This window comes from Pandoraea sp. 64-18 (assembly GCF_001899225.1).
GTDB classification, from domain to species: Bacteria; Pseudomonadota; Gammaproteobacteria; order Burkholderiales; family Burkholderiaceae; genus Pandoraea; species Pandoraea cepalis.
Window position 1 is genome coordinate 145,731 of record NZ_MKVU01000005.1, and the last position, 12,826, is coordinate 158,556.

At 65.2% G+C, this 12,826-nt stretch carries 9 protein-coding genes; 4 read left to right on the plus strand and 5 right to left on the minus strand.

What is annotated here, in order from left to right:
* The first annotated feature begins 211 nt into the window (after positions 1–211).
* Positions 212–940, plus strand: a complete 729-nt coding sequence (gene fnr / locus BGP02_RS02220; RefSeq protein ID WP_150563590.1) for a fumarate/nitrate reduction transcriptional regulator Fnr — start codon at positions 212–214, stop codon at positions 938–940.
* A gap of 271 nt (positions 941–1,211) precedes the next feature.
* Positions 1,212–1,634 carry a YybH family protein gene (locus tag BGP02_RS02225; protein ID WP_051060029.1) on the plus strand — a complete coding sequence of 141 codons (423 nt, stop codon included), beginning with the start codon at positions 1,212–1,214 and terminating at the stop codon, positions 1,632–1,634.
* A gap of 12 nt (positions 1,635–1,646) precedes the next feature.
* Here the strand turns inward: BGP02_RS02225 and BGP02_RS02230 are convergent, their stop codons facing one another.
* Positions 1,647–2,579, minus strand: a complete 933-nt coding sequence (locus tag BGP02_RS02230; protein WP_150563591.1) for a LysR family transcriptional regulator — start codon at positions 2,577–2,579, stop codon at positions 1,647–1,649.
* Between the two features lie 137 nt (positions 2,580–2,716).
* On the opposite strand from BGP02_RS02230, the gene BGP02_RS02235 reads away from it, so the two are divergent.
* Complete coding sequence (locus BGP02_RS02235) at positions 2,717–3,733, plus strand: zinc-binding alcohol dehydrogenase family protein (RefSeq protein ID WP_017231388.1); 1,017 nt, start codon at positions 2,717–2,719, stop codon at positions 3,731–3,733.
* A gap of 115 nt (positions 3,734–3,848) precedes the next feature.
* Here BGP02_RS02235 and BGP02_RS02240 read toward each other — a convergent pair whose 3' ends face one another.
* From BGP02_RS02240 to hrpA, 4 genes are all read right to left on the minus strand, one after another.
* Complete coding sequence (locus BGP02_RS02240) at positions 3,849–4,688, minus strand: competence/damage-inducible protein A (protein ID WP_017231389.1); 840 nt, start codon at positions 4,686–4,688, stop codon at positions 3,849–3,851.
* Positions 4,689–4,775: 87 nt separating this feature from the next.
* Positions 4,776–5,696: an EI24 domain-containing protein gene (locus BGP02_RS02245; RefSeq protein WP_017231390.1), complete on the minus strand. Its 921-nt coding sequence runs from the start codon at positions 5,694–5,696 to the stop codon at positions 4,776–4,778.
* A gap of 118 nt (positions 5,697–5,814) precedes the next feature.
* The gene (locus BGP02_RS02250; protein ID WP_017231391.1) at positions 5,815–6,810 is read right to left on the minus strand and encodes a YVTN family beta-propeller repeat protein; all 996 of its coding nucleotides are present in this window, start codon (positions 6,808–6,810) and stop codon (positions 5,815–5,817) included.
* 367 nt (positions 6,811–7,177) lie between these two features.
* Positions 7,178–11,269, minus strand: a complete 4,092-nt coding sequence (gene hrpA / locus BGP02_RS02255; protein WP_286797558.1) for an ATP-dependent RNA helicase HrpA — start codon at positions 11,267–11,269, stop codon at positions 7,178–7,180.
* Between the two features lie 95 nt (positions 11,270–11,364).
* Here hrpA and argA point away from each other — a divergent pair, with 95 nt between their 5' ends.
* Positions 11,365–12,714, plus strand: coding sequence for an amino-acid N-acetyltransferase (gene argA / locus BGP02_RS02260; protein WP_130025723.1), 1,350 nt, complete (start codon positions 11,365–11,367; stop codon positions 12,712–12,714).
* Positions 12,715–12,826 lie beyond the last annotated feature (112 nt).

Consider the following 12,826-nt stretch of genomic DNA (forward strand, 5'->3'; position numbering starts at 1 on the left):
GTAGTGACGGCGGCGCGACCTGAATGCTTCGAAACGACCTGCCGGGAAAACGCCCAGGCCGATTGTGCGGCGAGACGGACGTCCGGTATGTGCGCAATTATTACTGAAACACCGACGCCCGTAAAGCCTCGTCGACATTCCGACGTGCGGAAAGGGAAAACGATAGGTCAACGCACCATGATAGACTCTCCAAAAAACTTCAGGGGCCCTCATGACCACAGAAAACGGTCGCACTCCCATCGCTCAGCCCCGCTGTTCCACATGTTCGCTCGGGCAATTCTGCTTGCCGGTCGGCATTCCGGAACCCGAGCTGGAACGACTCGACGCACTGGTAAGCGAGCGCCGCCGCCTCAAGAAAGGCGACGTGCTGTACCACGCGAACGACGATCTGCACGCTGTCTACGGCATTCGCTTCGGTTCGCTCAAAAGTTGCGTCACGGCCCCCGACGGCCGCGAGCAAGTCGTCGGCTTCCACCTCCAGGGCGAACTCATCGGCCTTGACGCCGTGGCCGACCACCATCACCCGAGCACCGCCATCGCGCTCGAAGACAGCGAGCTGTGCATCGCCCGCTTCGGCGAACTGGAGACGTTGTCGCGTCAAGTGCCATCGCTCCAACGCCAGTTGCACCGCCTGATGAGTCAGGAAATCCGCAACGAGCACCAGCAACTGCTCGCGCTCGGCACCATGCGTGCCGAGGAACGTCTGGCCGTCTTCCTGCTCAACCTGTCCGAGCGGCTGTCCGCGCGCGGTTACTCCGCCCATGAATTCGTGCTGCGCATGAGCCGCGAAGAAATCGGAAGTTTCCTCGGCCTCAAGCTTGAAACCGTCAGCCGCCTGTTTTCACGCTTTGCACAAAACGGCATGATCGAAATCCGGCAGCGCCACGTCAAGATCATCGACGCCGCCGCGCTGCACGAACTCGCCGGCGTTCCCTGCTGACACCCGCCAACGGGGACGCACGAGCGTCCCCGCAGCCGAAGCTCCCGCCAGTGCGCCGTCACCCGCCATCCCTGCCTCGGATGTTACCGATACGCTAACGGCCCCGCCCCCGCGTCGTGTTGCGCCAGATCAAGCGTCGCGCGCGATGGCGCGATTTTGCCCTCCCGACGTTCGACAAGCCCCGGCAAACGCTCCATAATCGGCGCGTTCTCCAGGCGCCCCCATTGCCTGGCGCTCCACCCCGTCGGAGGCTGCCGTTATGCCCGCTGCCATTTTTCTAAGTCCGGAAGACGCCGAGCACGCCTACTACGAAGCGCTGCGCGCCGGCGATACCGATACGCTGATGGACGTCTGGTCGGAAGACGAGGAAATCGTCTGCATTCACCCGGCAGGGCCCCGCCACGTCGGCCCGGCGGCGGTTCGCGAGAGTTGGCAGCAGATCCTTGCCAAGGACGGATTGCACGTCACGGCCAGTCATCTCCAGGTAGCGCGCAATCCGCTGTGCGCGGTCCATAACGTGCTGGAACAGGTACAGGTCGAGACCCGTCCCGAAGCCCGTTACGCCTTCGTGCTCGCCACGAACGTTTACATGAAGGAAGCCGATGGCTGGCGCCTTGTGCTTCACCACGCCAGCCCGGCGATCGGTCACGAGGACGCCGGCGCACAACTCACGCGGCCCCATCACCTTCACTGACGCTTCGTCGCGTTACGGCCTCGATAGGCCAGCCGATGGGTCGTCGCCGTCATCCCAATACGGCGCCGGCCCAAAGCGCGCCTGCAGGAATTCGATCAGCGCATGGGTTTTCGGCGGCACGAACGCCCGGCTCGGGTACACGGCCCAGATCGCCACCTCCTCCGCGAGCGGATAGGCGGGCAACACCGGCACCAGCGCCCCGCTGCGCAGATGCGCGCCGACGTCCCACGTGGACTTGAGCGCAATGCCCAGGCCCGCCAAAACCGCGTCGCGCAGCACTTCCCCGTTATCCGACGCCAGACGCCCGCCGACACGCACGCTCAGCGGACCACCGGGCGTCACGAACCGCCAATCGCGCTGCTCCCCCAGGATCAGGCAGTCGTGCGCGGCAAGCTCGCCTGGGTGCTTCGGCGCGCCGCGCGCCGCGAGGTACGCGGGCGACGCACACAATGTCCGGCGATTCGGGGCGAGCTTGCGAGCAACGAGCGTCGAGTCACGCAACGCCCCGACGCGAATCGCGAGATCCATGCCGGCCTCGATCAGGTCGACAACCCGATCCGTGAGCCGGAAGTCCAGCGAAATCCCCGGATAGCGCGCCAGGAAGGCCGACAAGGCGGGGGAAACATGCTGACGCCCGAACGACGAGGAGCATGACACCCGCAAACGCCCCTGAGGCGCTGCGTGCCCCTGCCCAACGCTTGCCATCGCTTGCGCCTCGGCCGCGAGCAAGGTCTGCGCGTCTCGCAGAAAGGCTTCCCCCTCTTGCGTGAGCGCCACCCTGCGTGTCGTCCGATGCAGCAACCGTGCCCCGAGCACACCTTCGAGTTGTGTCAGGCGCGTACTGGCCGTGGCCGGAGACAGCCCTTGCTCGCGCCCCGCGGCCGACACATTCCCGAGCGCCGCCACGCGCACGAACAACGCCACGGTATCGAGATCCAATGCCATTTGATGGAATCTCCAAAAGATCTTTTCCGCATTATGCGAATTATCAAAGCAATCGACTAGCCTTAGTCTCTCGTTATCGCATCGGGGGTGTCGCCGGCGCACTGCCGGCTGCGCCCCGCCTATTCAGGAGAAAACAGATGAAAGCCGTCGGATTGACCCATTACCTGCCGATTGACGACCCGAAGTCGCTCGAAGACATCGAGCTGCCGACGCCAACACCCGCGGGGCGCGACCTGCTGGTCAAGGTCGAAGCGATTTCCGTGAACCCGGTCGACACCAAGGTTCGCGCCCCGAAAGATAAGGTCGAAGCCACGCCGCGCGTATTGGGGTGGGATGCGGCGGGCACCGTCGCAGCCGTCGGCCCGGACGTCACCCTCTTCAAGGTTGGCGACCCGGTGTACTACGCGGGCAGCATCACGCGCCCAGGCGCGAACAGCGAGTTCCATCTTGTCGACGAACGCATCGTCGGCCACATGCCCACGTCGCTCGACTTCGCGGGCGCCGCTGCTTTGCCACTCACGACGATCACGGCGTGGGAAGCCCTTTTCGACCGCCTTGGCATCGCTCCCGACGGCGGCGATGAGGGCAAGTCGATCCTCATCGTCGGCGGTGCCGGCGGCGTCGGCTCGATTGCCATTCAGCTCGCGCGACGCCTTGCCCATCTGCACATCGTCGCTACCGCGTCGCGCCCGGCATCGGCCGACTGGTGTCGTCAACTCGGTGCGCAACACGTGATCGACCATACCCAGGACATTCCGGCGCAGCTGCAGTCGATCGGCATGCCACAGGTGGATTTCGTACTGTGCCTGAACGACACCGACGCGCATTTCCCCGCCATGGCGCAGGTCGTCGCCCCACAAGGCAAGATCTGCTCCATCGTGGAGAATGCGGGTCCGCTCGACATCGGTCTGCTCAAAAACAAGAGCGCCACGTTCGTCTGGGAGTTCATGTTCACGCGCGCCATGTTCGCAACGCCGGACATGATCGCGCAGCACACGCTGCTGACCGAAGTGGCACGCCGGGTCGATGCGGGTACGCTGCGCACGACGGTGGGCGAGGTCCTGGGCCCGATCAACGCGGTGAACCTGCGCCGCGCCCACGCGCAGCTCGAAGGCGGACGCACCATCGGCAAACTCGTGCTCGCCGGATTCTGACCGGCGCGCAGGGCGCGCATGGTTCCCGCCGTGCGCGCCGGCAACGAAAAACGGCGCTTGCCCTTCACAGGCAAGCGCCGTTTTTATGCGCTCTCGCGGCAGTACCGCCCGCCCGTCAATTGCCCGACGGCAGCGTGCCCTCGGGCAGCGCGAGCGCCTCGGTCGGATGCACGATCTCGCCGCCCAGCGCATTCACCCCGGCAATCAGTCGCTCGAACGCCGCGCCAACCAGTGCGGGGTCGCCCTTCACGCCCAGGTCGATATGTCGGCGCGCGTAGATCGCGCCACGTTGCGCGTCGCCCACGCTGGGCAGACTGAACACTTTCACGCCGCCATATTCGGCTTCGATGGCCTCCATGAGCGGCGTCAATGTCGACTCGGCCAACCCGAACACCAGCACCGATCGCTCGGCGTGCTTCGTCAGGTGATGCAACTCGGCGTAGTCCGTGTCGAGCACCCACGCCATCATCGGCCACGCCATGACCGGGAATCCCGGCATGAAGTGATGCCGCTCGACCGAGAACCCCGGAATCTTGTTGTAGGGATTCGGCAGCACGCGCGCGCCGACCGGAAACTCGCCCATCTTCAGACGATGCCGGTTATCGGGCTGGCTCATGTCCGCACGTCCGTCGGGACTGGTGTCGGCGATGCGCTCCATGATGAGCGCCTCGGCTTCCGGCGTGAGCACGAGCGGGACATTGAGTGCCGCCGCGGCGCACTGACGCGTGTGATCGTCGGGCGTCGCCCCGATGCCGCCGGTGACGAAAACGATATCCTCGCTCGCAAACGTGCGTCGCAGCGTGGCCGTGATGCGCTCAGGGTCGTCACCCACATATTCGGCCCAGCCGAGTTGCATGCCGCGCTCGGTGAGCAGTTCGACGATCTTGGGGAGATGTTTGTCTTGACGGCGCCCGGAGAGAATCTCGTCGCCGATGATGATGATGCCGACCGCCATGATGCTTCCTTTATCTTGTCGTCAGGGCCTGGGGGGAGCGCGCGGCGCCGCCCGGCGGCAGCGCGCAGTCACACGATTGTGCCACTTTCACGGCGAACCGTTCGACGACCCTCGTCCCGGCGGCAACGCAGGCGGCAGGTCCTCGCTCTCTCGCGACGGCGGGCTCGCCACAGGCAACAGCGTTGCCCCGAGCATCGGCTCGTGACGCGCCGCCTCGGCCGCGCGCAATCGCGACAATGCCCGCAGGCAATAGTGCGCGAACCACAACGCTGAAAATATGAAGATCACCACGTACAGCCAAATTGCCAGCAGCGCGATGACCGGGAACATCACGATCATGATGACCGACGACACCCACAGCAGCGTCGGCAATGAGCCGAGCAGCCCGGTTGCCACGCCGATCACCAGCAGTGGCAGACGCCGCTCGCGCACGATCCGGCGACGCTCCTCGGCGCTCGCGTGATACGCCAACGCGTCGTACGTCATTACGCGATACGTCAGCCAGCCCCATAACAACGGCGGCACGATGGCGAAGAACGGCGGCACGAGCCACAGCGGCAGCGTGAGCAGCGCGGCGACTAGAAAGACCACGGTGGCGCCCAGCGACTGACCGAGACTGCCCCAGAACGAGCCGCCCTGCCGCGCTTCCAGATGAATGTAGTGGCGACGCGAGAGGTGACGCAACACCGCGGGCATCGACCACCCCGCGATGAGCAGCAGCGCCGTGACCACGATCAGCGGGATGAGCAGCGCGACGAGAATGAACGGCGCGAGCGCCATGCGCACGCTATCGATGCCGAAATAGCCGAAGAAGCGGTAGATCCATTGCGTGAACTGCCACTGTTCGAGCCAGACGCGCAGAAAATCGGTGAACGGCACCCAGCCGAACCAGATCACGGCGCCCCAGATCAGGCCGGAGACCACAAAGGGCATGGCGGTGAGCCACAGCATGCGCGGATGCAACAGGCTCACGAGCGCGCGGCCCAGCGCGCGAAGAATGTCATTCATGCAGTATCAATACGGTCGGTGCCGTCAGGACGAGAATCGGAATCCATCGCGTTGAGGACCGTGCGCCCCGAGCGGGGACGCTCGGTCGGTGTGGCGCCCTCGTCGCGATGTCCCGATGTTACAGCACCGGGGCGCGGTCGAAGAAATAGATCCCGTGAGGGGATCGTCCGACCGGAATGGTGTTGATCAGCTTGCGCTGCGTCATATCGATGATGCCGACCTTGCGGGCCCAACGGAACGTCACCCACAGCGTCTTCCGGTCGGCCGAGAGTTCCATGTCGTCCGGTCCCGGCAGCAGGCCGGTGATGTTGCCGACGTTCGTGAGCGCCTCCTGATCGACGATGCTGATCGTGCTCGACACGCGATTCGAAATCAGTACGTGCCTGCCATCGGCGAGCGATCGGAAGTTGTGCGCCCCCTTGCCCGTCGGGATCGTCTTGATCACCTTCTGATTGCGCCAGTCGACCACGGCGGCATAGTCCGCGCCGGTCATTCCCACGAGCAGGTATTTGTCCCCCGGCGTGAGCCACACCCCTGCCGGACTGTCGCCCACCTTCATCGTCCAGAGCACTTTCTGAGTGGCCAGATCGATGGCGGCGATCTCGTTGGACTGCTGCAACGAGATAAAGACAAGTTTGCTGTCCTGCGTGAAGACCAGGTGGCTCGGCATCTTCTTGAGGGGAATGCGCTGCGCCACGCTCAGGTTCTTGCCGTCATAGCGATACACGTCCACGCGATCCAGTCGCAGGGCGTTGGCGACGAACCACTTCTTGTCCGGCGAGAAGCCAATCTGGTAGGGGTCCTCGACGTTCTCGATCTTGCGCTGGACCTGTCCCGTCTTCGGGTCGAGGAAGATGAGGTTGTTGCCGACCGAATTCGCCACGATGAGCGACTGATTGTCGGGCGTGGCCATGAGATGATGCGGCTCCTTGCCAACCGGGAACGTCTGGATGACCTTCTGCGTCGCCTTGTCGATCAGGCTGACGCTGGCGTCGGCCGAGTTGAGCACGACCACGACACTGTCGGGCGCCGGCGCCGCAGCCGTGGCCGGCGCAGCGAGCGCCGCCAGACCGAAGGAAGCCACCAGACCGGCAGCGATCAGCAGTTTGCGCATTGCAGCGTCTCTCGGGAGAAAATTAGGCAGGAAAAGTGGCGAAAACGGCGCGTGGACCGCCCGTTCTCGATACGTCGTAGCGACTCGCCATTGTAGGCCGGGAACACCCCGTCAACGCGCGTCCGGCGCACCTTTTTTTACGTATCGAAACATAATTTCGACACTTTCTGACGTAGCGCAAACCGGCAAGCGGATGTCCCATCGAAATGGTGTCGGGGGTTGGCGTCGGGGCCGAACGCCGTCATTGCACGCGTGGGTTGGCATCCCCCGAATCAGCTTGGTCGCCAAGTCCGCGACGCTCGCCGGGATCAACGAGATCGCAGCGCTCGCAGCCATCGTTGCGCACGACGGCCGCGCCCCCTGCACGTCAGCGCTGCAACGCCTCCCAAACCTTGTGCAAACGCTTGACCGACACCGGCATGGGCGTGCGCAACTCCTGCGCGAATAGCGAGACGCGCAACTCCTCGAGCAGCCAGCGGAACTCCTCGAGTCGCGCGTCGCCCTGATCGCGGCGTTGCGACGTCGCCCGCTGCCAGTTCTGCAGCAACGGCCCCAGTTCGCTCATGGCGCGGGCGTCGCGGGTCGGATCCGCCTTGAGCTTGTCGATACGTCCGGCCATCGCCTTCAGATAGCGCGGGAAATGCGCCAGTTGCGCGTACGGCGTGTCGATCAGGAACCGCTTGCCGATCAGCCGTTGCAACTGTGCCGTCAGATCCGCATACGCCTGCGCGAACGGCTTGGCCTGGGCCAGCTTCTTCTGCAAGGTCGCGTACTCGGTGAGAATCTGTCCGGCCAGCCGCGCGATCTCCTGCGCGAGCAGCGTGAGGCGTCCCCGCCCCTCGTCCTTGCGCGCGACGAACGACGCGTTATCGCTCGGCCAAGGCAACTGAAGGCACGCACGCTCCAGCGCCAGATCGACGATCTGCTCCCGCAGTGCTTCTTGCGTCCCCAGGTTCATGTACTGCATCGCCATCTGCTGCAGGCCCGGGATGTTCTTCTCCAGATACTTCACCTGCTCGCGCAGTTGAATCGCGAAGAGCCGACGCAGACCCGCGCGATGCTGCCGTTGCGCTTCGTGCGGATCGTCGAACACTTCGAGATCGCAGTGATCGCCGCGCTCGACCAAGGCCGGGTAGCCGAACAACGTCTGACCGCCGCGACGGATTTCCAGCATCTCGGGCAGTTCGCCGAAGCTCCACGTCGTGAGGTTGTCGTAGCGGCCGGGCTCGACAGCGGCCGCTGAAGGCGCTGCCTGCGTGCCCGCCCGTCCCGCACCACGCGCCTCGCCGCGCGCCGCCGGCGACGTCGTCGCCGATGCACCATGTGCGTCGGGCTCGACGGCGGAACCACGGGTCGGCGTCGCGCCACTCTTCGCCGCCAACTGCTGAAATGTGCGCTGCGCCTGCTGACCGAGTTCGGCACGCAGTTGCGGGAGATTGCGTCCCATGCCGAGTTGACGCCCGTGTTCGTCGATCACCTTGAAGTTCATCGACAGGTGCGCCGGAAGCATTTCGAACTTGAAGTCACTGGACTTGAGCATGACGCCGGTCTGTTCGCGCGCGTCGGCGATGAGGGCATCGAGCAGCGCGCCCTGTCCGAACGTCGCCCGGTCGACGAAGCCGGCCGCAAACTCGGGCAACGGTACGAAGTGACGCCGCAGCTTCTGCGGCAGCGACTTCATCAGCAGGTGTGCCTTCTCTTTGAGCATGCCCGGCACCAGCCATTCGCAGCGGCGCGCGTCGACCTGATTGAGCGCGTAGAGCGGCACGGCGAGCGTTACGCCATCGCGCGGCGAGCCCGGTTCGAAGTGATAGCTGAGCACCATGTCGATGCCCGCAATGGCCGTCTTCTTCGGGAACAAGTCGGTCGTGACGCCCGCTGCCTCGTGACGCATCAGATCGTCGCGCACGAGGTAGAGCAGCTTCGGCGAGCCCTTGGCCGTTTCGCGATACCAGTGCTCGAAGCTCGCGCCGTCGTAGAGATCGGCGGGGACATGGGCATCGTAATACGCGTAGATCAGTTCGTCGTCGACAAGCACGTCCTGGCGGCGCGACTTGTGTTCGAGCTGCTCGATGTCGGCGATCAGCTTGCGATTGTGGGCGTAGAACGGGAGCTTGGTCTCCCATTCGCCTTCCACGAGCGCACTGCGCAGGAAGATTTCTCGGGCGCGACGCGGATCGCGCGGGCCGAAGTTCATCCGACGGCGCGCATAGATCGTCAGGCCATAGAGCATGCCGCGTTCGTACGCCACGACTTGCGCGGCCTTCTTCTCCCAATGCGCGTCGGAGAGCGACGTCTTCACCAAGTGCTTGCCGACGCGTTCGATCCACTCCGGCTCGATCCGGGCGATGCATCGTGCGTAGAGCCGGCTCGTCTCGACGAGTTCGCCGGCCATCACCCAGCGCCCGGCCTTCTTCACGAGCGACGATCCCGGCCAGATGTGGAACTTGATGCCGTGCGCGCCGAGGAAATGCGGATCGTCGTCGGCCTTGCAGCCGATGTTGCCGAGCAGGCCCGCGAGCAAGGCAAGATGCACCTGCTCGTAAGTCGCCTCCGACGCGTTGATGCGCCATCCCTGTTCGCGCACGACGGTGAGCAACTGGCTATGCACGTCGCGCCATTCGCGCAGGCGCAATTGCGACAGGAAGTTGTCGCGGCAGGCTTGTCCGAGCAGCCGGTTCGACTTCTTGTGCGCGATCGCCTCTTCGAACCACTGCCAGATCTTGAGCCACGAGAGGAATTCGGAGCGTTCGTCGGCAAACTTGCGATGGGCGTTGTCGGCGGCGTCCTGCGCTTCGAGGGGGCGGTCACGCGGATCCTGCACGGCCAGCGCACTCGCGATGATGAGGACTTCGCGCAGCGACTGCTGGTCGCGCGCCGCCAGAATCATGCGGCCCACGCGGGGATCGAGCGGCAGACGCGCCAGTTCGCGCCCAAGCGGGGTGAGCTGGTTGGTGTCGTCGACCGCACCGAGTTCGCCCAACAGTTGATAGCCGTCGGCAACGGCCCGGCCGGGCGGCGGTTCGATGAACGGGAATTCCTCGACCTTGGCGAGCCGCAGCGACTGCATGCGCAGAATGACGGCGGCAAGCGACGAGCGCAGGATTTCCGGATCGGTGAAGCGCGCGCGCGCCTGGAAGTCGGCTTCGTCGTACAGACGAATACACACGCCGTCGGCCACGCGGCCGCAGCGCCCGGCGCGCTGGTTGGCGGCGGCCTGCGAGATCGGCTCGATCTGTAGTTGTTCGACCTTGTTGCGGTACGAGTATCGCTTGACGCGCGCGGTACCGGCATCGACCACGTAGCGAACACCCGGCACCGTGAGCGAGGTTTCCGCCACGTTGGTGGCCAGCACGATACGGCGCGCGTTGGACGGTTTGAACACGCGCTCCTGCTCGGGACCCGAGAGGCGCGCGAAGAGCGGCAGAATTTCGGTGTGCGGCGGATGATGCTTGCGCAACGACTCGGCCGCCTCGCGGATTTCGCGCTCGCCGGGCAGGAAGACGAGCACGTCGCCGGCGCCTTCGCGGCACAGTTCGTCGACGGCGTCGACGATCCCGTCCATCAGGTCCCGTTCGCGATCGCGCGCGCTGGCGCGGCTGCCTTCGCGCCCCAGCGCGTTCGCGATGCGCGCATCGTCCTGGATCGGGCGGTAGCGCACTTCCACGGGGTACAGGCGCCCGCTCACTTCGATGACCGGCGCTGGACGCAGGTGGTCGCCCTCGCCCGTGCCGAAATGGCGGGCGAAGCGATCGGCGTCGATGGTGGCCGACGTGATGATGACTTTCAGGTCGGGCCGACGCGGCAGCAACTGCTTGAGGTAGCCGAGCAGAAAGTCGATGTTCAGGCTGCGCTCGTGCGCCTCGTCAATGATGAGGGTGTCGTACGCGCGCAACAGCGGATCGGTCTGCGTCTCGGCAAGCAGAATGCCGTCGGTCATCAGTTTGACGGACGCGCCGTGGGACAAGGTGTCGTTGAAGCGCACCTTGAAGCCGACGATGTCGCCAAGCGGGGTGTTGAGTTCGTCGGCGATGCGGCGCGCGGTGGCCGACGCGGCGATCCGACGTGGTTGGGTGTGGCCGATCAGGCCGGTGCCGCCCGCGCCAAGCCCGCGGCCGAGCGCGAGGCAGATTTTGGGAAGCTGAGTGGTCTTGCCCGAGCCGGTCTCGCCGCTCACGATGACGACCTGATGGCCGGCGATGGCGCGCGCAATCTCGTCGCGCCGGCCGGAGACGGGCAGCGCCTCGGGAAAGACGATGTCGGGAAGCGGATTGGCGGCGGCCTGGCGCGCCGCGAGGCGTTCGGCGTCGCGCGCGGCGCGCTCGGCCGGCGTCGTGCGTCGCCCCGCTGCCGGGTTCGGGCCGCCGGCCTGCCCCGTGTTCGCGGGTTTGGGCAGCCTGGCGGGCTTTGGAGTCGACGCGGTGACCGTGGGTTGGGCGCGCGTATGCCCCGGAGCCATCACTTTCGGCTTCGGGGGCGGAGATTGTCGATTTCGTTCATCACTTGCCATGGGCGCGCATTATATAATCTGCGGATGTTTGCGCACGTACACTCATGCTGACCGAACCCGACCCCGCCCTACAAGACGAAGAGACCGCCCACCAAGCCCAGTTCGTGGACTGGCTGCGATCGGTCGCCCCTTATATCCATGCGTTCCGCGACAAGACCTTCGTGGTCGCCTTCGGTGGCGAACTCGTCGCGGCGGGCGGACTCGACACCCTGATTCAGGATGTCGCGCTGCTGTGCGCGATGGGCATGCATATCGTGCTGGTGCACGGTTCGCGACCGCAGGTCGAGGAGCAGATGCGCCTGCGACATATCGAGTCGCACTTCGCCCAGCAGTTGCGCATTACCGACGCGGCCGCGCTCGAAGCGGTGAAGGAAGCGGCCGGGGAACTGCGGCTGGACATCGAAGCGTCGATCAGCCAGGGGCTGCCGAACACGCCCATGGGCAATGCGCGCATCAGCGTCGTGTCGGGCAACTTCGTGACGGGGCGCCCGGTGGGCATCGTGGACGGCGTGGATTTCCAGCACACCGGCGTGGTTCGCAAGGTCGATGCCGAGTCGATTCGCCTGTCGCTGGCGAGCGGCAAGATCGTGCTGCTCTCCCCGCTGGGCTTCTCGCCGACCGGTCAGTCGTTCAATCTGACGATGGAAGATGTGGCGTCGTCGGCGGCCATCGCGCTGCGTGCCGACAAGTTGATTTTCATCACGGAAACGCCCGGCGTCATGAACGAGTACAACGAGTTGCAGCACGAACTCACCCTCGAAGACGCCCAGCGCCTGCAGTCGCAAGGTACGCTCGACCGCGATTCGGCGTTCTATCTTAAGTACGCGACGCGCGCCTGCCGGGCGGGTGTCGGCCGTGCCCACATCGTGCCCTTCGCGCTCGACGGCAGCATGCTGCTCGAACTGTTCTCGCACGACGGCGTGGGCACCATGATCTCGTACGAGAACCTGGAGAGCCTGCGCGAAGCGACGATCGACGACGTCGGCGGCATTCTGCAGCTCATCGAACCGCTGGAGGCAGACGGCACGCTGGTGCGACGCGGTCGCAACCAGCTGGAGCGCGACATCGATCACTTCTCGGTCATCGAGCACGATGGTCGCCTGTTCGGCTGCGCGGCACTCTATTCGTATCCGATGGAACGCATCGGGGAGATGGCCTGCCTGACCGTCGACCCGGAAGCGCAAGGCTCCGGGGACGGCGAACGCCTGCTCAAACACATCGAGCAACGCGCCCGTGCCCGCGGTCTGGATCGCCTGTTCGTTCTCACCACGCGCACCGAGCACTGGTTCCTCAAGCGCGGCTTCGTCAAGGCAGGCGTCGACGATCTGCCGGCCGACCGCCGACGCCTGTATAACTGGCAACGCCGCTCGCTGGTGCTCATCAAGAAGCTGTAACGAAGGGCAGGCAGGCGGCGCACGCCCAAGGCTCCCCCTTGTGTCTCGCGCCGTTGTCCCCATCTACCGCTCTCGGCCGCAGCGCGCTTTTTCGTCGCATGTCGATTCCCCT

Coding starts and splice junctions, on each gene's coding strand:
- fnr (WP_150563590.1), top strand. CDS start 212: ATGACCACAGAAAACGGTCGCACTCCCATCGCTCAGCCCCGCTGTTCC.
- BGP02_RS02230 (WP_150563591.1), bottom strand. CDS start 2,579: ATGGCATTGGATCTCGATACCGTGGCGTTGTTCGTGCGCGTGGCGGCG.
- BGP02_RS02235 (WP_017231388.1), top strand. CDS start 2,717: ATGAAAGCCGTCGGATTGACCCATTACCTGCCGATTGACGACCCGAAG.
- BGP02_RS02240 (WP_017231389.1), bottom strand. CDS start 4,688: ATGGCGGTCGGCATCATCATCATCGGCGACGAGATTCTCTCCGGGCGC.
- BGP02_RS02245 (WP_017231390.1), bottom strand. CDS start 5,696: ATGAATGACATTCTTCGCGCGCTGGGCCGCGCGCTCGTGAGCCTGTTG.
- BGP02_RS02250 (WP_017231391.1), bottom strand. CDS start 6,810: ATGCGCAAACTGCTGATCGCTGCCGGTCTGGTGGCTTCCTTCGGTCTG.
- hrpA (WP_286797558.1), bottom strand. CDS start 11,269: ATGGCTCCGGGGCATACGCGCGCCCAACCCACGGTCACCGCGTCGACT.
- argA (WP_130025723.1), top strand. CDS start 11,365: ATGCTGACCGAACCCGACCCCGCCCTACAAGACGAAGAGACCGCCCAC.